Origin of the sequence: Spongiibacter sp. UBA1325, assembly GCF_002306875.1 — a bacterium.
GTDB classification, from domain to species: Bacteria; Pseudomonadota; Gammaproteobacteria; order Pseudomonadales; family Spongiibacteraceae; genus Spongiibacter; species Spongiibacter marinus.
In genome coordinates this window covers 325,169-344,032 of record NZ_DBTD01000009.1, presented here as the reverse complement: position 1 = coordinate 344,032, position 18,864 = coordinate 325,169, and the positions used below count along the sequence as shown (strand labels likewise).

Annotated in this window: 21 protein-coding genes; 1 reads left to right on the top strand and 20 read right to left on the bottom strand. The window is 54.9% G+C overall.

What is annotated here, in order from left to right:
• Nucleotides 1-2 precede the first annotated feature (2 nt).
• From B3K78_RS10130 to B3K78_RS10110, 5 genes are all read right to left on the bottom strand, one after another.
• Nucleotides 3-722: a polyamine aminopropyltransferase gene (locus B3K78_RS10130; protein WP_286695642.1), complete on the bottom strand. Its 720-nt coding sequence runs from the start codon at nucleotides 720-722 to the stop codon at nucleotides 3-5.
• A 69-nt stretch (nucleotides 723-791) separates the two neighbouring features.
• Nucleotides 792-2,093 (bottom strand): alpha/beta hydrolase, encoded by a 1,302-nt coding sequence (locus B3K78_RS10125; RefSeq protein ID WP_286695339.1) that lies wholly within the window; start codon nucleotides 2,091-2,093, stop codon nucleotides 792-794.
• A gap of 136 nt (nucleotides 2,094-2,229) precedes the next feature.
• Nucleotides 2,230-2,742: a nuclear transport factor 2 family protein gene (locus B3K78_RS10120; RefSeq protein ID WP_286695338.1), complete on the bottom strand. Its 513-nt coding sequence runs from the start codon at nucleotides 2,740-2,742 to the stop codon at nucleotides 2,230-2,232.
• Entirely contained in the window at nucleotides 2,743-3,330 is a 588-nt protein-coding gene (locus tag B3K78_RS10115; protein ID WP_286695337.1) for a pyridoxamine 5'-phosphate oxidase family protein, read from the bottom strand.
• A 60-nt stretch (nucleotides 3,331-3,390) separates the two neighbouring features.
• Entirely contained in the window at nucleotides 3,391-3,945 is a 555-nt protein-coding gene (locus tag B3K78_RS10110; RefSeq protein WP_286695336.1) for a carboxymuconolactone decarboxylase family protein, read from the bottom strand.
• Between the two features lie 144 nt (nucleotides 3,946-4,089).
• Between B3K78_RS10110 and B3K78_RS10105 the strand changes: the two genes are divergently transcribed.
• Complete coding sequence (locus B3K78_RS10105; protein WP_286695335.1) at nucleotides 4,090-4,998, top strand: LysR family transcriptional regulator; 909 nt, start codon at nucleotides 4,090-4,092, stop codon at nucleotides 4,996-4,998.
• Here the strand turns inward: B3K78_RS10105 and B3K78_RS10100 are convergent.
• From B3K78_RS10100 to rsmG, 15 genes are all read right to left on the bottom strand, one after another.
• Nucleotides 4,995-5,900, bottom strand: a complete 906-nt coding sequence (locus B3K78_RS10100) for a DMT family transporter (protein ID WP_286695334.1) — start codon at nucleotides 5,898-5,900, stop codon at nucleotides 4,995-4,997. The two genes, B3K78_RS10105 and B3K78_RS10100, sit on opposite strands and share 4 nt — an antisense overlap.
• A 16-nt stretch (nucleotides 5,901-5,916) precedes the next feature.
• Nucleotides 5,917-6,585 (bottom strand): pseudouridine synthase, encoded by a 669-nt coding sequence (locus B3K78_RS10095; protein WP_286695333.1) that lies wholly within the window; start codon nucleotides 6,583-6,585, stop codon nucleotides 5,917-5,919.
• 272 nt (nucleotides 6,586-6,857) lie between these two features.
• Nucleotides 6,858-8,144, bottom strand: a complete 1,287-nt coding sequence (locus tag B3K78_RS10090; protein ID WP_286695332.1) for a hypothetical protein — start codon at nucleotides 8,142-8,144, stop codon at nucleotides 6,858-6,860.
• 914 nt (nucleotides 8,145-9,058) lie between these two features.
• On the bottom strand, nucleotides 9,059-9,484 hold the full coding sequence (locus B3K78_RS10085) for a F0F1 ATP synthase subunit epsilon (RefSeq protein ID WP_204994937.1): 426 nt from the start codon (nucleotides 9,482-9,484) through the stop codon (nucleotides 9,059-9,061).
• 39 nt (nucleotides 9,485-9,523) lie between these two features.
• Entirely contained in the window at nucleotides 9,524-10,921 is a 1,398-nt protein-coding gene (gene atpD / locus B3K78_RS10080) for a F0F1 ATP synthase subunit beta (RefSeq protein ID WP_027873457.1), read from the bottom strand.
• A gap of 54 nt (nucleotides 10,922-10,975) precedes the next feature.
• The gene (gene atpG / locus B3K78_RS10075) at nucleotides 10,976-11,842 is read right to left on the bottom strand and encodes a F0F1 ATP synthase subunit gamma (RefSeq protein WP_027873456.1); all 867 of its coding nucleotides are present in this window, start codon (nucleotides 11,840-11,842) and stop codon (nucleotides 10,976-10,978) included.
• 52 nt (nucleotides 11,843-11,894) lie between these two features.
• The gene (gene atpA / locus B3K78_RS10070) at nucleotides 11,895-13,439 is read right to left on the bottom strand and encodes a F0F1 ATP synthase subunit alpha (RefSeq protein ID WP_286695331.1); all 1,545 of its coding nucleotides are present in this window, start codon (nucleotides 13,437-13,439) and stop codon (nucleotides 11,895-11,897) included.
• Between the two features lie 32 nt (nucleotides 13,440-13,471).
• Nucleotides 13,472-14,008 (bottom strand): F0F1 ATP synthase subunit delta, encoded by a 537-nt coding sequence (locus B3K78_RS10065; protein ID WP_286695330.1) that lies wholly within the window; start codon nucleotides 14,006-14,008, stop codon nucleotides 13,472-13,474.
• A gap of 11 nt (nucleotides 14,009-14,019) precedes the next feature.
• Nucleotides 14,020-14,490 (bottom strand): F0F1 ATP synthase subunit B, encoded by a 471-nt coding sequence (locus B3K78_RS10060; protein WP_027873453.1) that lies wholly within the window; start codon nucleotides 14,488-14,490, stop codon nucleotides 14,020-14,022.
• Nucleotides 14,491-14,546: 56 nt separating this feature from the next.
• Nucleotides 14,547-14,786 (bottom strand): F0F1 ATP synthase subunit C, encoded by a 240-nt coding sequence (gene atpE, locus B3K78_RS10055; RefSeq protein WP_022958922.1) that lies wholly within the window; start codon nucleotides 14,784-14,786, stop codon nucleotides 14,547-14,549.
• Nucleotides 14,787-14,841: 55 nt separating this feature from the next.
• Entirely contained in the window at nucleotides 14,842-15,780 is a 939-nt protein-coding gene (gene atpB / locus B3K78_RS10050) for a F0F1 ATP synthase subunit A (protein WP_204994933.1), read from the bottom strand.
• Between the two features lie 35 nt (nucleotides 15,781-15,815).
• The gene (locus B3K78_RS10045; protein WP_204994932.1) at nucleotides 15,816-16,226 is read right to left on the bottom strand and encodes an ATP synthase subunit I; all 411 of its coding nucleotides are present in this window, start codon (nucleotides 16,224-16,226) and stop codon (nucleotides 15,816-15,818) included.
• A 233-nt stretch (nucleotides 16,227-16,459) separates the two neighbouring features.
• Nucleotides 16,460-17,380 (bottom strand): ParB/RepB/Spo0J family partition protein, encoded by a 921-nt coding sequence (locus tag B3K78_RS10040; protein WP_286695329.1) that lies wholly within the window; start codon nucleotides 17,378-17,380, stop codon nucleotides 16,460-16,462.
• The gene (locus tag B3K78_RS10035; RefSeq protein WP_204994930.1) at nucleotides 17,373-18,197 is read right to left on the bottom strand and encodes a ParA family protein; all 825 of its coding nucleotides are present in this window, start codon (nucleotides 18,195-18,197) and stop codon (nucleotides 17,373-17,375) included. The genes B3K78_RS10040 and B3K78_RS10035 overlap by 8 nt, the downstream gene beginning before the upstream one ends.
• Nucleotides 18,198-18,207: 10 nt before the next feature.
• On the bottom strand, nucleotides 18,208-18,864 hold the full coding sequence (gene rsmG, locus B3K78_RS10030) for a 16S rRNA (guanine(527)-N(7))-methyltransferase RsmG (protein WP_286695328.1): 657 nt from the start codon (nucleotides 18,862-18,864) through the stop codon (nucleotides 18,208-18,210).

Here is an 18,864-nt window from a genome sequence, read left to right as displayed (position 1 = left end):
GACTATTCGGCCGCCACGGTGCACACATACACTGAGTTGGTGGACTCGGTATTTTGGAAGGGGTTGTAAAACGACACCACATGGGACGCCACGCTAGCGAATACGCTGCCGAGCAGCGCTTCAAATTCAGCGTCGGGCAGATTCTGCGACCACATGGCAAACACGCCACCGGGCTTGAGCTGGCTAGCCATTAGCGAGAGGTTTTGCGTGGTATAAAAACCGGCGTTGGCGGCGTTGAGAAACTCCGACGGCGAGTGATCAATATCCAATAATATGGCGTCGAAATGCTTGCCGGGCACCGCCGGGTCAAAGCCAAGCTCGGGCTGGGTGGCCAGCTCAAAAAAGCTGCCCAGCACATAGTGGTTGCGGCTATCGGCGTTGAGTATTTTACCCAGCGGCACTTTTTCGTCGCGGTGCCAGCCGATCACCGTGTCCAGCGCCTCCACGATAAACAACTCATCAATGCGCGCGTCTTCCAGGGCTTTAACGGCGGTATAGCCAAGGCCCAGGCCGCCCACCACCACGCTGAGATTTTCGCCCTGCACAGCGGCTAAGCCCAGGGTAGACAGGGCTTCCTCGGCATCGTAAAACATGCTCGACATCAGAAACTCGTCGCCCAGTTTTACCTCGTAAATATCGCGCTCACCCAGTGCGGGAATGCGCCGCCGACGCAGGGAAATTTCACCCAGGGCAGAGTCCTGGCTGTCGATTTCTTCAAACATTAGCGACACGGTGATGCTTCCTTATTCAGTCTGTTGCAGTGCGCCGACCATCATACGCAATATTGGCCGCTACAGCTCGTCGCCTGAGGGCGCCAGACCATTGCCGCGATAGCTTTGCTCGCTGTCGCCAATACGCACCAGGCTGTCGTGCAAATACGACAAATGCGGATGGCCGCCAAGCAGGGTCAACAGCGCCTGAGTGTTGTTGTTTAGATAGTACTCCATCCATGCCAGCGAGTAGTTCGCGGCAATTTCGCGGCCCCAGGTTGAGGTGGGCAGCAAGGGATAATTGGTGTGCTGCGCATGACTGGCTGCCTCGGCAACAATAAAGGCGCGGTCACTGCTCAGGCTGTCGTAGAGCGGGCGCACCACGGCGGGGTTCACAAACGGCAGTGGCGCAATGGGGCCATCGTGATCGCCGGTTTGGATCATCACCGGTACCGGGCTGGCAGTGACCGACTCGAATACTGGCGCCGCCGCCACGACCGCGCGAACGCGAACCGGGTTGGGCTCGGCGGCATCGGCGGCCTCTTGTTCCTGCACGCGCAGCGCCGCAGCCGCGCCCATGCTATGGCCAATCACACCCAGCCGGTCGGCATCCAGTGCAGCCGCCACGGGAGAGTCTTCGAACAAGTAGCGAATGGCATCTTGGGCATCGTGTAAGTTGTTGTCCGGGTCGGACTCGCCGGAATCATCCGAGCGGCCCTGGCCGCTGAAGTCGAAGGCGAACACTACATAGCCATTGTCGGCGAACAGGCGGTGCCACCAACGATACATGGCGGTGTTGGTGTTTAAGCCCTGCAGGGCAACAATCACCGGGAACGGCCCCTGCGTAGGCGGTACCAAACCCTGTTTGGGCAGCACGATTTCACCGTGCAGACGAGTGCCGTAGCGGTTATTAAATTCCACCGGCACCAGCGCCACATTGGGGTTTTCGTAAGGGTGACCGTACCAGTGGTAAGCGTGCTCAATGCGCGAGCCATCCTGCCCCTGCGCCAAGGTTGATCGCACCATGTGCTCGACAATCACCGGGTCGCTAATATCGTTGATGGTGTAGCCGAGGGCAACGGGGTCGAACAGGCGGGCGGCGACATCGCGCGGCAGGGCCGCTGACAGCAGCGACAAATTAGTGATCAGTGGCGCCAATTCCTCGGGCGCAGCCGGGGGGTCTTCACCGGGTTGCGAGGCCGGCCACGCCCGAAGGCTGTTGCCTGAACCTGCACTACCGCTATTACTACTACTGCTGCTACTGCCACCGCAGGCCACCAAGGTGAACACCAGCAACGGCAAACACACCGCGCGCACCATGCGCCACACACCGCTGCCAAACTCAATGGGCATAAGCCCTCGACCCTGCTCGCTACGCTTCATAATTATCGCCAAACTGTTAAGAATAGTTACCCGCTCAGCGCGAATGCGCGCGGCCGAGCTGGCAGGCGATTATAAAGCAAATACACACCGCAAGTTGAATGTGTAAACATTGTAAGCATTTGTCGAGGGCCAGCACTTACAGCCCCAGCTCGCTTAAGCCTGGGTGGTCATCCGGTCGACGCCCCAGCGGCCAGTGGAACTTGCGCTCGGCCTCGCTAATCGCCATGTCGTTAATGCTGGCGTGACGGTAGGCCATTAGGCCGCGCTCGTCGAACTGCCAGTTTTCATTGCCGTAGGAGCGATACCACTGACCGCCGTCATCGCGCCATTCGTAGGCAAAGCGCACGGCAATGCGGTTGCCGCTGTGGGCCCACACTTCTTTAATCAGGCGATATTCCTGCTCGCGCTGCCACTTGTTGGCTAAGAACGCGATGATTTCTGCGCGGCCCACCGGAAAGTCGGCGCGGTTTCGCCATTGAGAATCTTCGGTGTAGGCCTGCGCGATGGCTTCGGGGTTACGGCTGTTCCAGGCATCTTCTGCCTTGCGGGTTTTCACTACCGCTTCTTCGTAGCTAAACGGGGGTAGCGGTGGGCGAGTATTGGGGTCGGTCATCATCATTTCCTTGTGCTTGGCTATTAGGATTGGCATTTACTGTTGGTTGGGGTCTACGCCGAGTTCGCGCAAGCGCTGCTCGACCATGCGATCAATATCCGCGTCGGTATAACGAGGGGTAATGTGCTGGGGGCAGTTCCAGTCGAAGGCGGCAATGTGTATCAGCACGCCGCGCTCAATGCGGGCGCGGTAGTTCGGGTCCAGCAAGGCCTGTAAGCGCGCATCATCTGGGTCGACAAACTCCAGCCGCCCCGCCACTTTCAGGCGGCGGCGGTTTGGGTAGTCCATCAAAAACAGCGACACGCGATTATTGCTCTGCACGTTGCCAGCACTAATGTATTGGCGATTGCCACGGTAGTCGGCAAAGCCCAGCGTCGCCGCGTCCAACACTTTGATAAACCCTTGTGGGCCGCCGCGATGCTGCACATAGGGCCAGCCCGACTCGCTAACGCTGGCCATATACAGGCTGTCGCGCTGACGAATAAATTGCGCCTCCTTGTCGCTGAGCAAATAGTTGTAGTCCTCGCCCTGCTCCATTCGCGCATAAGTGTCGCGGCTGCGGCCCTGGCTTTGCAGTGCTTTGGCGGCGGGGCTAAACATTAGCTTGGCGTAGCGGTGTCCCATGGCTCTGTCTCCGGTGGCCCCTTGCCCTCGACTGCCAAGGGGCCGTGGCTGGATAAACGCTTAGGCAGCGCCTCGGCTCAGGCTCAGTTCTACCGTGGGGAAGTCGATCTCCACCTCGCTGGCCTTGCCGATGAAGTTGGTCAGAATATTCATGCCAACGTGGGTGATAATCTCCACCACCTCCGCGTCGCTGTAGCCCGCACTGTGCAGCTCGGCGATCTCGGCGGCGGTGACACTGCCACTGTGTTCAACCAGCGTATTGGCAAACTTCACCGCCACCGCGGCTTTGGCATCCTGGCTGCCACCGGCGCGATTGGCGGCAATTTCGTCGCCGTTCAAACCGGCCTTGCGACCAATGGCCGTGTGCGCCGACACGCAGTACTGGCAGGCATTTTGTTGGGCCACCGCCAGAGCGATGCGCTCGCGAGTAGCCGGCGACAACTCACCCTCACCGGCAATACCGTGCAGGCCGAGAAAGGCGCGCAGCGCCGCTGGGGAATTGGCAAAGATTTTCAGAAAATTTGGCACCATGCCCAGCTTTTGTTGAATCGCATCGAGCAACTCCTGCTGCTCGGCACTGGCGTTGTCATGGTCGATAATAGGTAAACGGCTCATCGTGGCATCCTCAAGTAAGTGGTTTGGTGCAGCTACCGCCGTAACTGCCCGACACCGCTACCTTGCCGAATTTCACATAGAAGAAGAATACGCGTACATTGCAATTCATTATTACTTTAATCGGAATAATGGCGCGCAAGACTTATGGACAAATTTCACTTGCTTAAGGTGTATGTGGCCGTTGCCGAGGCCGAGGGTTTTGCCGCCGCCGCGCGGCGTTTGGAGCTGTCGCCCCCCGCCGTTACCCGCGCCATTGCCGCACTTGAAGATAACCTGGGCGTAAAGCTGTTGCAGCGCAGCACCCGCTACGTGCGCACGACCGATATCGGCAGGCGTTATCTGGACGATGCCAAACGGATTCTTGCCGAGCTGGAGGCCGCCGACCACACCGCAAGCGGGATCAACACCGAACCCCAGGGCCAGCTCACCGTCACCGCGCCCGTACTGTTTGGGCGGCGCTTTATTACGCCCAGTATTGTTCGTTACCTGGAGCGCTATCCCAAAACCACGGTAAATGCCGTGTTTCTCGACCGCGTGGTTAACCTGCTGGAAGAAGGGATTGATGTCGGTATACGCATTGGCGAGCTGCCGGATTCGTCGCTGCGCGGCCGCAAAGTCGGCAGCGTGCGCATGGTGGTCTGCGCCTCGCCGGACTACTTGCAGCACTGTGGTCGCCCACAACGCCCGGACGACTTGCGCAAGCACAGCTTGATCGCCTCACTGGCGGTTGGCGAAAACCAGCACTGGCACTTTCAATCGCCGGACAAAGCCCATGCGCAACAGCGCATTGCTATTGCACCGCGACTCACGGTCACAACGAATGATGCCGCCGTTGAAGCGGCCGTGAATGGTTTGGGGATTACCCGCGTGTTGTCCTACCAAGTGGCCGACGAGGTCGCGGCAGGCAAGCTGGAAATACTGATGGAAGACTATCAACCAGCCGCCAAACCGATCACCATTCTCCACCGGGAAGATCGCAATCCCGCGGTAAAGGTTCGCGCCTTTATTGATATGTTATCTGATAAACTTGCAGGCCATTCGGCACTGCATTAACGCGCCCGACCGTGTTTTCGTAGCGGCTGTAAGGCAATGATATTTCCGGCCAGCATTAATGTACCGCCCAATAGTATTGCCCAGTCGAACGCCTCGGCGTAGAGCACCACACCCAATAGCGCGATCAATGGCAAACGCAAAAAGTCCAGCGTGACCACCACACTTACCTCGGCATAGTGCATGGCCTTACTCATGCAAAAATGTGCCGACAAGGCCATAAGGCCTATCAGCAATAGCCACACCCACTGCTCGGAGTAAGGCCACTGCCAGTGGGCAATCGACAGTGCAAAACCAATGGGTAACTGCACCAAACACATATAAAAAACAATCGTGAACGGCGAGTCGGCACCGCCGAGTGCTTTCGTGCAGGTGTGAGAAACGGCGTAGCCAATGGCGGCTGCCAACACAATAAGCGATGCGCTATCGACAATGCTGTAGCCCGGCTGAACAATCGCCAACACACCCAGCAGGCCCATGACTATCGCTATTAATTTTCGGCGCGTTATCGCCTCGTTTAAGGCAACGGCGGCAATCAGCATCGTCCAAAACGGCACGGTAAATTCCAGCGCAAACACTTCGGCCAATGGCAGCAAGCCAATGCCGACAAACCAACCGTACTGGCCGCCAAAGTGAAAAACATTGCGCAGCACATGCAAGCCCGGGCGCTGACTGCGCAGCCGCAGCGCTGATGACTCTACTCGGTTTGAGCGGGACAACCTGGCCACCAGCATAATCAGTAACAAACACAGCAAACCGATAGCGCTGCGAAAGAACAGTTGCTGGTGTACGGCAATTTCGCCGCTCAGCTCACGCGCCGATATCGCCATTGTGCTGAACGACGCCAAGGCGCCAGCCATCCAAGCTGCCGCGCGAGGTGTTTGTTGATGATGAAGTGCGTCCACTGCCGTCTTAGCGTCCTTACGTTGGCGGGGCAGTATATCGCGCTATTGCCGCAAGCTCTTCCTTACTCAACAAGCGGCTTTCACCCAGGGCTAAGTCCGCCAAGGCTACCGGCCCCACCGACTCGCGATGCAGCGCTAACACCTCGTTATCAAAAGCGCCGAACATCCGCTTCACCTGGTGGTACTTACCCTCGGTAAGCGTTAGGCGCGCCGTGGTGGCCGACAAAATCTGCAACTGCGCGGGCTGGGTGGTAATGCCCTCATAGGAAAAATAAACACCGCGCTGAAAGGCATCGATATAATCCTGGGAGAGCGGCGTGGCCACCTCCACCCAATACACCTTGGCGAGCTTCGTTTCCGGCAAACTGATACGCCGCGACCATCCACCGTCATTGCTAAGCAACACCAAACCGGTGGTATTAAAATCCAAGCGACCGACAATATGCAGCTCCGTCTTGCGAGGATGATCCAGCACATCAATCACCGTGCGGTGAGCATCATCCTTCGTTGCGCTCACCACCCCCCTGGGCTTATTTAAGGCAATGTACAAAGGTGTGTCCGCTTGCAAACACAGCCCGTCCACCTCAATACGACTAAAGCGATCAATACGTTGGTTAATCGACTTCGCCAGCTCCCCATCCACCACAATGCGCCCCTGCGCCAATAACAGCCGAGTATCCGACATTGCGAACGCGGTATGCTGGCGGATGAAACGGTCAAGGCGAGTCGTGTTGGCAGTCATGCGCGTATTGTTGCGGGTAGATGGGATTGACTACACGCGACTATAAGAGTCGCGCGAATGTAGACTGTTAAACTTACTGGAATGAGATAGGCGGTGCTAAAAACTTCACCCTGTTTAAGCGTACAGAAACTGTTCGACATTAACGCCGCCATCATGCGCGACTTTGTAGTGGAGGCGAAGCCGCAATAAAAAGGGTGTCGCCGTGCCTGGCTTTGTTAGCCAACTGGCGGATACAGCCTAGGTCTAGCGAGAACATACGTAGCAAACAGAGAATCTTTAAATCGATAATACCGCTCACGAACTTTCTCAAGCTCTGAGCCATAGTCATCAGCCACTAAATGACCAACAAACTGACTCGCATTATCAACTTCATCCTCTAAGGCGATTTTGTAGGCATCAGTGGTCCAACACTCGCCATCCTCTCCTCTGACTTGTGCAAGAGCGCGGAGGACTGACTCCCTTTGGCGTGATGAGCCGACAGCCTTTTTGTAACGGCCTTCTAGAACTGGGTCAGCACCCCGCTCAGCTATCGATTTCAATGTCTCCTGAACCGCAGCACGATCAATGACTTTAACGCCCTTTTGGTAGGCTGAGCGAAACGCGTACTTACCTATCAGATGGACCATATAAGGATGGCCTTGTGCGAGGGAAACCAGTATATCAGTAGCCTCATCGTCGAAGGTAATAAAGCCGTCTATCTCATTCTCCGCAATCCGAATTATTTCTCGTAGTTCTTCAGGCTGCATTGGATGAACACGAATAATACTGCCAGAAAATAGCCTATCAACGGACTCATGCTCTTTCATCAGGTTTTGGATATCTTGAGCTACTCCGACCAAACAGAATTTGGCTTTTGGTACATTGGTAGCCAGTGATTTCATGAATCCGGCCATACCCGATGGATCGTTAATCTGATCAAATTCATCTACGATAATAAACAAGCCGTCTTTAGCTATTCCTTCTTCAACAATTGCATGGCAAACGTTTGTGAAAACGGTATCGATAGAGTGGTTGTTGACCGCTGGCCTAGACTCTTGCTCGGTAGCCTTTTCACCACCGAGTTTCGCCTCGATGCCAAATAACTTCGCACCTATTTCGGGCGCATAAGAAACAACTTCTTTTTTTGCTCCAGGAATATCGTATATCCAGTCGCCCAGACAATTAGACGTTGTTAAGAGACGTTCGAGCAAATCCCCAAAATCTGTTACGCGGTTGCCACATGCAAAATACACCGGCAAGAAGTCTAAAGGTCTATCATGGTTAATTCCTAAGTGATCTAGGAGGCCATCGTCACCAGAGGCTGCAATCTCTAACTGGCGAGATAAAGAAGTTTTACCTACGCCACGGTTCCCAACAATGGCAATGTTAACTCCGTCACCTAGGAGCCCATAATATCCATCTTCCACCTCCATTTTACGCCCAGCAAATCGAACGACGGCAGTTACTTCTTTAGCTGGCTGAAAAGCATTTTCAACTTCAGACAATGATGGCTTGTCTACCATTCTGATCTCCTTGGCTAACATTTGCATATCGCGCACCCTCGTTTAGCTAAAACATGAGTATCGCTTTAGCTCTCTAACTAATTAGGAAAAAGTCTTTTTTTTCGGCGCTTTTTCGCTGAAAAAGTGAGCATGCGCGTTGATTCAAATAACGAGGGGGTCTCATAATTTTGCCTGCATATCCTTATGTGGCTGTTTTATTTATTCTTTCTTTTTGCGCCCAAGATTAACGCACACTCCTTTGCTGACTTCAGCTTAATTTACTAGCCTAAGGATGTATAGCTTGTGTAATACACTGTCTTTGGCACGGGCTAAACCTCCCCTTCAGCACTGCCGAGCACGGCGCTGACTAAGCGGAATAGAGCGAGAACTGTTTGAGCCGATAGGCGAGTTCCGCAGCGACCGCTTGGGCAGGGCCGCGCGCAGGGGATCGGCGGCGGTCAGCCGACGACAGTGATGCGGGGCGCCCCTTTTTACTCGGCATTGCATGCCTCGCCCTTCGGGTCGCCGACGAGCGGCGCTCAATGCGGAAAACGCATTGTCTTTGCCCCCTTTCTCTTTGGGCAAGCAAAGAGAAAGGGGGTCGCCCAGCAGGGCGAAATCAAAGCCATCAGCGTCTGGGGGAATGAATGTTTCAACGGTCCATCAGACAACGTCTTCGCGGTTAACAGCGTGCCCCGCGACCGTAGGGAGTGCTTTGGGTAAACCGCTCCTACAAGTAACCCTGGTTCGTAGCTGGATTGGTCGCGCTCAGGCCCGCTCCTACAACCACTATGATGGTAGGCAGCGCTAAAGCACTCCTACATTGATGCGGACATGTTGTTTGAAAGGAAGGGAATTATTGAGTTGGTAGGGCTTTTTTCCAGGCATAAAAAAAGGCGGCCTAAGCCGCCTTTTTCTGCAATTCCCGGTGGGAATTACTTGCCCATCGCCTTGCGAATTTGCTGCAGGGTACGCAGCTGTGCAGTGGCTGCTGCCAGTTGAGCCGCGGCGCGCGAGTAGTCTACGTCGGCGCTTTGGTTCAGCATGGCTTGCTGAGCTTGCTTTTGTGCTTCCAGGGCTGCGGCTTCGTCGAGGTCGTCGGCACGCAATGCTGTGTCGGCAAGAATGCTCACAACATTGGGCTGGACTTCGAGGTAGCCACCGGAGACGTAGTAAACCTGCTCTTCGCCGTTGTCCAGTACGAGGCGTACGGGGCCGGGCTCGAGCGAGGTTAACAGCGGGGCGTGACCGTAGGTCACACCCAGGTCACCCTGAATGCCATTGGCAACGATCAGCTTGGCGCGGCCGGAGAAGATTTCTTCTTCGGCACTTACGATGTCGCAATGTATTGTCATAGCCATATCTTCAGCCTCTTAGGCGTGAAGCCCGCTTGCGCGGACTTACAGTTTCGACGCTTTCTCGATTGCTTCTTCGATGGTACCAACCATGTAGAAAGCCTGCTCTGGCAGGTGATCGTAGTCACCGTTCAGAATGCCTTTGAAGCTGGCGATGGTGTCTTTCAGAGACACGTACTTACCGGGGCTGCCGGTGAAGATTTCGGCAACGTGGAAAGGCTGTGACAGGAAGCGCTCGATTTTACGTGCGCGCTCTACAGTCATTTTGTCTTCTTCAGACAGCTCGTCCATACCCAGGATGGCGATGATGTCTTTCAGCTCTTTGTAGCGCTGAAGTACAGTCTGTACGCCGCGGGCTACTTCGTAGTGCTCTTGACCAACCAGCAGTGGGTCGAGCTGACGTGAAGTAGAATCCAGTGGGTCTACCGCTGGGTAGATACCTTTTGCTGCGATGTCACGGCTAAGTACTACCGTTGAATCCAAGTGAGCAAAGGTGGTTGCTGGCGAGGGGTCAGTCAAGTCATCCGCCGGTACGTATACCGCCTGGATAGAAGTGATAGAACCGGTTTTGGTTGAGGTGATACGTTCCTGAAGAACACCCATCTCTTCCGCCAGTGTGGGCTGGTAACCTACCGCTGAAGGCATACGACCCAGCAGTGCTGATACTTCGGTACCAGCCAGTGTGTAACGGTAGATGTTGTCGACGAACAACAGTACGTCACGACCTTCGTCACGGAATTTTTCAGCCATGGTCAGACCAGTCAGTGCTACACGCAGGCGGTTGCCCGGTGGCTCATTCATCTGGCCGTATACCATCGCTACTTTAGATTTCGCGAATTCTTCAACGTTTACAACGCCGGCTTCCTGCATTTCGTGGTAGAAGTCGTTACCCTCACGAGTACGCTCACCAACACCTGCGAATACAGACAGACCGCTGTGCTCGGTTGCGATGTTGTTGATCAGTTCCATCATGTTTACGGTTTTACCAACACCGGCACCACCGAACAGACCAACTTTACCACCCTTGGCAAACGGGCAAACCAGGTCGATAACCTTGATGCCGGTTTCCAGCAGGTCAGAAGACGCTGCAAGCTCTTCGTACTTCGGTGCAGCGCGGTGGATTTCCATGCGCTCTTTTTCACCGATGGGACCACATTCGTCGATGGGGTTACCCAGTACGTCCATGATTCGACCGAGTGTTTCGGTGCCCACGGGTACTTTGATTTTTTCTTTGGTGTTGTCGACATCCAGTCCGCGACGCAGGCCTTCGGAAGAACCCAACGCGATCGCGCGAACCACGCCATCACCCAATTGCTGTTGTACTTCCAGCGTCAGGCCGCTGTCAGTCACTTTCAGTGCATCATAAACCTGTGGCACAGAATCGCGCGGAAACTCCACGTCGATAACGGCGCCGATGACTTGTACGATACGTCCGCTACTCATGTTAGGTTCCTCTTAAAAACCTTAAAAATTTCAAAATCCGTTGCCGGTATCGTGTTATGACGATACCGCTGCAGCACCGCCAACAATCTCTGACAGCTCTTGCGTAATGGCTGCCTGACGGGCTTTGTTGTATACCAGTTGCAGACCGTCGATGATTTCGCCAGCGTTGTCGGTAGCGCTCTTCATCGCGATCATCCGGGCAGCTTGTTCACATGCTCCGTTTTCAACCACTGTTTGGTATACCTGTGACTCAACGTAGCGAGTCAGCAGACCTTCCAGCAGTTCTTCTGGAGTGGGCTCGTAAATGTAGTCCCAGTGATGTTTCAAGCTGTCGTCTTGTTCTGCTTCCAGTGGCAGCAGTTGGCGAACAAACGGCGTTTGAGTCATGGTGTTGATAAACTCATTGCCCACCAGGTAAAGACGATCAATCCGGCCTTCGCTATAGGCGTCCAGCATGGTTTTAACAGAGCCGATCAGGTCGCTAACGCTGGGCGCTTCGCCCATGTCGCGCACTGATGCAACAATGTTGCCGCCAAAGCTGTTGAAGAAGCCCGCTGCTTTGCCACCAATCAGGCAAAGATCAACGTCGACGTTTTTGTTGGACCAGCTTTGCATTTCTTTAATAGCTTGCTTGAACAGGTTGGTGTTCAGGCCGCCACACAGACCGCGGTCTGTAGAAACGATAACAAAGCCAACGCGCTTAACGTCGCGCTCTTCCATATATTGATGACGGTATTCCGGATTTGCATTGGCGATATGCCCAACCACTGCGCGCATACGCTGCGCGTAGGGCTTACCCACTTCCATGCGATCTTGAGCTTTACGCATTTTACTCGCCGCAACCATTTCCATGGCGCTAGTGATTTTTTGCGTGCTCTTGATGCTGGAGATCTGGGTGCGTATTTCTTTTGCACCTGCCATGATTAAAAATCCTCAAGCAGTAAAGCGCTCCCGGGAGAGCGCTTTATCCGTCTTACCAAGTCTGTGTTGACTTGAACTTTTCGACCAGTTCTTTGAACTTGCCTTCCAGCTCGTCATTCCAGCTGCCGGTGTCGTTGATCTGCTTCATCACGTCGCCGTATTCAGCGTGTGCGTAAGCCAGGATCGCCGCTTCGAAGTCCAGTACCTTGCTAACATCAACGTCTTTCAGGTGACCTTCGTTCGCGCAGTACAGTGACAGAGCCATGTCGGCAATGCTCATTGGGCTGTATTGCTTCTGCTTCATCAGCTCGGTTACGCGCTCACCTTGCTCAAGCTGAGCTTTGGTTGCGTCGTCGAGGTCAGAAGCAAACTGGGAGAAGGCCGCCAGTTCGCGGTACTGAGCCAGTGCGGTACGAATACCACCGGACAGTTTCTTGATTACTTTTGTCTGCGCTGCACCACCAACACGCGATACCGAGATACCGGCGTTCATTGACGGACGAATACCGGCGTTGAACATGTCGGTTTCGAGGAAGATCTGACCGTCGGTGATCGAGATTACGTTGGTCGGTACGAAGGCAGAAACGTCACCAGCCTGGGTTTCGATAACAGGCAGTGCGGTCAATGAACCGGTTTTGCCTTTTACTTCACCGTTGGTGAATTTTTCTACGTACTCTTCAGAAACTCGTGCAGCACGCTCCAACAGACGCGAGTGGAGGTAGAATACGTCACCGGGGTAGGCTTCACGGCCTGGCGGACGACGCAGCAGCAGCGAGATTTGGCGGTAAGCCCAGGCTTGCTTGGTCAGGTCATCGTAGATGATCAGCGCGTCTTCACCGCGGTCGCGGTAGTATTCGCCGATAGTACAGCCGGTGAACGGTGCGATGAACTGCATAGAAGCAGGATCAGACGCGGTCGCGGCTACGACAACGGTGTGGTCCATTGCGCCGTGTTCTTCCAGTTTGCGCACAACGGCGGCAATAGAAGAGGCCTTCTGGCCAACAGCGACGTAGACACACTTAATGCCTGAGTCTTTCTGGTTGATGATGGCGTCAACAGCGATAGCTGTTTTACCGATCTGGCGGTCACCGATGATCAGCTCACGCTGGCCACGGCCGATGGGTACCATGGAGTCAACGGCTTTCAGACCGATTTGCACGGGCTGGTCAACCGACTTACGCCAGATTACACCGGGAGCAACTTTTTCAACTGCGTCGGTGAGTTTGGCGTCGATGGGACCTTTACCGTCGATGGGGTTACCCAGTGCGTCGATAACGCGACCCTGAAGTTCGGGGCCTACGGGTACTTCCAGGATACGGCCGGTACATTTACAAGTTTGGCCTTCGGCGATGTCAAAGTAGTCACCCAGGACTACCGCGCCGACTGAATCGCGCTCGAGGTTAAGTGCCATACCGAAATGGCCACCTTCGAATTCGATCATTTCACCGTACATCACATCGGTCAGGCCGTGGATACGTACGATACCGTCTGATACCGAGACGATAGTGCCCTCGTTTTGGGCTTCAGCGGTCACATCTAATTTTTCGATGCGCTGCTTGATAATATCGCTAATCTCGGAGGGGTTCAGTTGCTGCATGCTCTGTTCCTCAATCCTATTCTCTTAAACGCTCAGGAATTTACTGCTTCAGCGAGTTTCGCTAAGCGACCGCGCACCGAGCCATCTATAACCAGGTCGCCGGTGCGAACCACAACGCCGCCCAACAGGCTGCGATCTTCGTGGCTGCTTACCTTCACCTGGCGTTGCAGTTTTTTGCTCAAAACTTCGGCAAGACGTTGCTCGGATTCTGAGTCCAGCGCGAAGGCTGTCGTCAGCTCGACGTCCACGGATTTCTCCTGGACGGCTTTGTGCGCGTCAAACAATTCGCTGATTAACGGCAGTAATGCCAAGCGCTTGTTTTCTGCGAGAATCCTGATGAAATTTTCACCGCCGGCATTGAGTGCATCGCCGCAGACGTCGATAAATTTCTGCGCTTGCTGCTCGCTGGTGATGGCCGGAGAAGACAGCAGCTTGGCTACCGCTTCCTGGCTGGCGACAGCGGCTGCCGTTGCCAGCATTTGTGACCACTCACCTAATGCCGAAGAAGCCAGGGCGTGCTCGAAAGCCGCCTTGGCGTAGGGTCTAGCCATTGTGCTCAATTCAGCCATGTCAACCTCGCTTACAGGCCTGCGGCCAGCTTGTCGACCATGTCTTTATGAACAGACTCATCGATAGACGCTTCCAGTACTTTTTCAGCACCTGCCAATGCCAGTTTCGCCACCTGTGAACGCAGTGCTTCTTTCGCACGGTTCATTTCCTGCTCTACTTCGGCTTGGGCTGCTGCTTTCAGGCGATCGCCTTCAGTACGTGCAGACTCTTTCGCTTCATCAATAATTTGATTGGCGCGCTTGTTGGCAGCATCAATGATGGAAGCCGCTTCCGCTTTGGCTTCGCGAAGCTGCTTGGCAGCTTTTTCCTGAGCAAGCTCAAGATCGCGACCCGCGCGGTCTGCGGCATCAAGACCGTCAGCAATCTGCTTTTCACGCTCTTCCATTGCCTTGCGAATGTATCCCCACACAAATGCGTGGCAGAACCATACGAAGAACAGGAAGGTGATCGATTGTCCAATCAGTGTGAGATTAATATTCACGCCGATACCTCTGCTATATCAAGTTGCTGAACGTGTCGTATTCCGTATGCGTGCAATTAAGCGGGCAGGCCGGGAACAACAACGAACAGAACGTACATAGCGATACCAACACCGATCATGGGAACGGCGTCGAGCAGACCAGCGATCAGGAACATTTTACCTTGCAGCATTGGCGCCAGTTCAGGCTGACGAGCAGAGCCTTCCAGCAGTTTACCGCCCAGCAGTGCGAAACCAATCGCAGTACCCAGTGCGCCAAAACCGATCATCAGTGAAACAGCAATCAGAGCCAAACCCATGGTAGTTCTCCTACATTTTAAGTTAAGAAAAGTTTAGTTAGTTAAAGCAAATACCTTAGTGGAACTGGTCTTCTTCTTCGATTTGGTGCGCCGTTGCCATGTAGACAATGGTCAGTACCATGAAGACGAAGGCCTGCAGTGTAATAACAAGGATGTGGAAAACTGCCCACGCCCACTGCAACACACCTGCAAAGAGTCCCAGAATCAGTCCGGCGCCGAACATTGTGGCGATCAGAATGAAAATCATCTCACCGGCGTACATGTTACCGAACAGTCGCAGACCGAGTGAGATCGGCTTGGAGATCCACGAGATCGCCTCAAGCGCGAAGTTGATCGGCACCAGGAACACGTTCACGTACCACTTGGGGTGGTGGAACGGGTGCAGAGTGAGTTCTTTTACAAAGCCCATAAAGCCTTTTTTAGCGATGGTGAAGTAAACCATCAGGCCGAAAATGGTGAAGCCCATGCCCAAGGTGATGTTGGGGTCAGTCGTGGGAACCACTTTGAAGTAGAAGTGCGGGTCGCCGCTGATCAATGCAGCAAGCTGTGGAATCCAGTCGACGGGCACAAGGTCCATCGCGTTCATCAGGAAGATCCACATGAAAATAGTCAGTGCCATTGGCGCGATCATGGCGTTTTTGTGGTGGAAACCGTCTTTAACTGTTTGGTCGATAAAGCCGATAACCATTTCGACGGCATTTTGTGCGCCGCGGGGAATGCCACTGTGAGCGCGCTTGGCGATGCGGGCAAAAAACAACAGGAACAAAAAGCCCAGACCAATTGACCACAACATGGAGTCAACGTGGATAGCCATGAAACCCATGTCTGCCGCTTCCTGGCCGCTGTGTGCCAGCGTCCAAGTGTCTGCCGCCAGCACTTCGTGCACGTGGCCTTCGCTATCAAGGCGCTCGTAGCCAGCGGGAAGCTTGCCATAGGTGAGATTGGTTAAATGGTGCTGGATATATCCAACAGTCGACTGCGATTCAGCTGCCATATGTCACTCTCATTGCAAAACTTAGAAACTGTTTTTTACCTTGCGCCGGGGTTTCTCAACACGGCCACCAGCAAGGTGTTTAAAAGCATACCCACCAGGTATGCCGAAAATACGGCGACGGCAGAGAGGGGTCTGACCATTGCGAACGTGGCGGCAAACAGCCCAACCGTCGCAATAAATTTGCCCGCTTCTGCCCGGTAGAATGATTGATTTACCTCGCGCGCGTATGCCGCGCCGGCGTACTTAAAAACCTGGCGCGCAAAATAGGCATTGGGTAAAACGGAAATCAGCCCACCGATTAACAGGGATTTTGCTACCACCCCGTTAATTGAATATGTAAACCCGCTTGCGACAAGCAGCACGATGCATTGCAGGCCATAAATTTTTAGCAGTGGGGGTTTGACGGTGGCTAGCGCAGTTTTCTGCTGCCGCTGTGTTGCTGTCATTGCCCTGTTTACCTGCCGCTGCAACGCATTTTTCGCTTGTCCAAAAAGCGGGGCGAATTATAGGTGGTCATTGGCTAAGGATCAACCGATTTACCATTTATGCGACCAAAGTCTGCAATAAGCACAATTCGCAATTCGTTAACAATATCAGGAATTTAGCAGCACAATTCGCGGGGTTATTTTACCTGGCTACCAGATGGGGTAGCACCGCTACATTGTTGCCACCAAATAAGCTATTTCATATGGCTGAGAATTCCGTCCAATTCGTCCAGGCTGCTGTATTTTATGGTGAGTTTTCCGCGGCCTTTGGCGCCGTGCTGAATTTGCACAGGGGAGCCGAGTTTTTCGGACAGACTGTCTTGTAATTGTTTGATGTCGGGGTCGATGCGCGGGCTGGATTTGGCGGGGCTTTTGGCCTCGTCAACCAAGCGTCGCACCAGGGCTTCGGTCTGGCGCACCGACAAACCGCGGCTGACAACGGTAGCAGCGGCGCTGCTCTGCTGCTCGGCGGGCAGGCCTAGCAGGGCGCGACCGTGGCCCATTTCAATATCGCCATTTTCCAGCAGGGTTTGCACATCGTCGCGCAGCCCGGTAAGGCGCAGCAGGTTGGTGATGGTGGTGCGCGATTTGCCCACTAAACCGGCAATTTCGGCGTGGGTGAGTTCAAATTCTTGTTGCAGGCGAACCAGTGCCAAGGCCTCTTCCATGGGGTTGAGGTCTTCACGCTGCAGGTTTTCGATGAGTGCCATCGCCGCCGCGGCTTCGTCGGGCACTTCGCGAATCAGCGCAGGTACGGACTCTAAACCGGCCAATTGGCTGGCGCGCCAACGGCGCTCACCGGCGATAATTTCATAGCGGTTGTCGGCGACGGGCCGCACAACAATCGGTTGCATAATGCCCTGGGAGCGGATGGACTCGGCCAGTTCTTCCAGGCCTTCGGCAGGCATTTCGCGGCGCGGTTGGTATTTGCCGCGCTGCAGGTATTCGATGGGCAGGTTTTTCAATTCGCCATCCACGGCGGCGTCGCTCACTGCCGCAGAGGTTGTCTCGCTGGCTTGCTCCACGCTTGTCGCGGTATCGGCGATCGCTACCGGTTCTGCGGAGGCGCCAAGCAGGGCGTCCAGGCCTCGTCCTAAACCTCGTTTCTTAGCCATTGATGTGTTCAACCTGTTGTTCGTTCTGGCCGCCCTTGGCAGGCGCTTCAGTGGATGTTGCGCGACGCAAAATTTCCCCGGCCAAGGCCAGGTAGGCCAGAGCCCCTTTGGATTGTTTGTCGTAGTACAGCACCGGCAGGCCGTGGCTGGGCGCCTCGGCGAGGCGCACATTGCGCGGGATGACGGTGCTGTAGAGTTTATCGCCAAAGTGGTGGCGCAGTTCGTCGGTAACCTGGTTGGTCAGGCTGTTGCGGCCGTCGAACATGGTGCGAAGTATTCCCTCGATACGCAGCTGCGGGTTTATCAGCTGAGTCACCCGGCTGATGGTATTGAGCAGCGCACTCAAGCCCTCCAGGGCATAGTATTCACACTGCATGGGAATGATCACGCCGTCGGCGGCCGCCAGTGCGTTAACGGTAAGCATATTCAGCGACGGCGGGCAGTCGATCAGCACGTAGTCGTAGTCGTCAGCGATATCGCCAAGCGCTTCACGCAAGCGGAATTCGCGACCGATCTCATTGATCAGCTCTACCTCTGCCGCAGTGAGATCCTGGTTGGCGGGCAGTACATCAAAACCGCTCTCGGGTGCCACGGTGCGGGTATCTGCTATGGCGCGCTGGGCGACCAACACGTCGTACACCGTGTGTTCCGCCGCGTTTTTATCCACCCCGCAACCCATGGTGGCATTGCCTTGCGGGTCGAGGTCGATAAGCAGCACGCGACGTTTTGTCGCCGCCAGAGAAGCAGCCAGGTTAACACTGGTGGTGGTTTTCCCCACGCCGCCTTTCTGGTTGGTGATCGCGAATATGGTGGCCACGGCCCGGTCCCTATTGATCGCTCGCAGAATGTTCACCGCTGTGCTGGGAAGCGATCACCATCAAGTGGCGTGCCTCGTCGACACCGGGAACGGAAAGAGTATGACAGGCTTCGACGATAAAGTGTTTTGGCAGCTGACTCAACTCTTGCTCGGGGTATTGGCCCTTCATGGCATAGAGTTTTCCCTGCGGGGCGAGTAAGTGCTCACAACCGCGAGCCATGTCGGCCAGCGAGGCAAACGCCCGTGAGGTAATGCCGTCAAATCCCTGTTCGTCGCGCAGGGATTCTACACGGCAACAGTGCACCTGCACATTGTCGAGGCCGAGTTGTAATTTGGCCTCGATCAAAAACCGCGTTTTCTTGCCGTTGCTGTCGAGCAGTTCAACCTGGCGCTCGGGGAACAGTATTGCCAGCGGAATGCCCGGCAGCCCGGGGCCGGTGCCCACATCGAGAATACGCTGACCGTCGACCAGGTCGGCAACACTCAGACTATCCAGCAGGTGCCGGCTGACCATTTGCATCGGATCGCGCACCGCCGTGAGGTTGTAGGCGCGGTTCCACTTCACCAACAAGGCGAGGTAGTTGAGCAGTGCGTCGATATTGGCGTCGGTAAGCGAGAGCCCGAGCTTTTGGACACCCCGCGTTAGAAATTGGCGTTCGTCATTCAC

Excerpts from the sequence above, each read along its gene's own strand:
- B3K78_RS10130 (WP_286695642.1), bottom strand. The coding sequence starts at position 722 with ATGTTTGAAGAAATCGACAGCCAGGACTCTGCCCTGGGTGAAATTTCC.
- B3K78_RS10125 (WP_286695339.1), bottom strand. The coding sequence starts at position 2,093 with ATGAAGCGTAGCGAGCAGGGTCGAGGGCTTATGCCCATTGAGTTTGGC.
- B3K78_RS10120 (WP_286695338.1), bottom strand. The coding sequence starts at position 2,742 with ATGCCAATCCTAATAGCCAAGCACAAGGAAATGATGATGACCGACCCC.
- B3K78_RS10115 (WP_286695337.1), bottom strand. The coding sequence starts at position 3,330 with ATGGGACACCGCTACGCCAAGCTAATGTTTAGCCCCGCCGCCAAAGCA.
- B3K78_RS10110 (WP_286695336.1), bottom strand. The coding sequence starts at position 3,945 with ATGAGCCGTTTACCTATTATCGACCATGACAACGCCAGTGCCGAGCAG.
- B3K78_RS10105 (WP_286695335.1), top strand. The coding sequence starts at position 4,090 with ATGGACAAATTTCACTTGCTTAAGGTGTATGTGGCCGTTGCCGAGGCC.
- B3K78_RS10095 (WP_286695333.1), bottom strand. The coding sequence starts at position 6,585 with ATGTCGGATACTCGGCTGTTATTGGCGCAGGGGCGCATTGTGGTGGAT.
- B3K78_RS10090 (WP_286695332.1), bottom strand. The coding sequence starts at position 8,144 with ATGGTAGACAAGCCATCATTGTCTGAAGTTGAAAATGCTTTTCAGCCA.
- B3K78_RS10085 (WP_204994937.1), bottom strand. The coding sequence starts at position 9,484 with ATGGCTATGACAATACATTGCGACATCGTAAGTGCCGAAGAAGAAATC.
- atpD (WP_027873457.1), bottom strand. The coding sequence starts at position 10,921 with ATGAGTAGCGGACGTATCGTACAAGTCATCGGCGCCGTTATCGACGTG.
- atpG (WP_027873456.1), bottom strand. The coding sequence starts at position 11,842 with ATGGCAGGTGCAAAAGAAATACGCACCCAGATCTCCAGCATCAAGAGC.
- atpA (WP_286695331.1), bottom strand. The coding sequence starts at position 13,439 with ATGCAGCAACTGAACCCCTCCGAGATTAGCGATATTATCAAGCAGCGC.
- B3K78_RS10065 (WP_286695330.1), bottom strand. The coding sequence starts at position 14,008 with ATGGCTGAATTGAGCACAATGGCTAGACCCTACGCCAAGGCGGCTTTC.
- atpE (WP_022958922.1), bottom strand. The coding sequence starts at position 14,786 with ATGGGTTTGGCTCTGATTGCTGTTTCACTGATGATCGGTTTTGGCGCA.
- atpB (WP_204994933.1), bottom strand. The coding sequence starts at position 15,780 with ATGGCAGCTGAATCGCAGTCGACTGTTGGATATATCCAGCACCATTTA.
- B3K78_RS10045 (WP_204994932.1), bottom strand. The coding sequence starts at position 16,226 with ATGACAGCAACACAGCGGCAGCAGAAAACTGCGCTAGCCACCGTCAAA.
- B3K78_RS10040 (WP_286695329.1), bottom strand. The coding sequence starts at position 17,380 with ATGGCTAAGAAACGAGGTTTAGGACGAGGCCTGGACGCCCTGCTTGGC.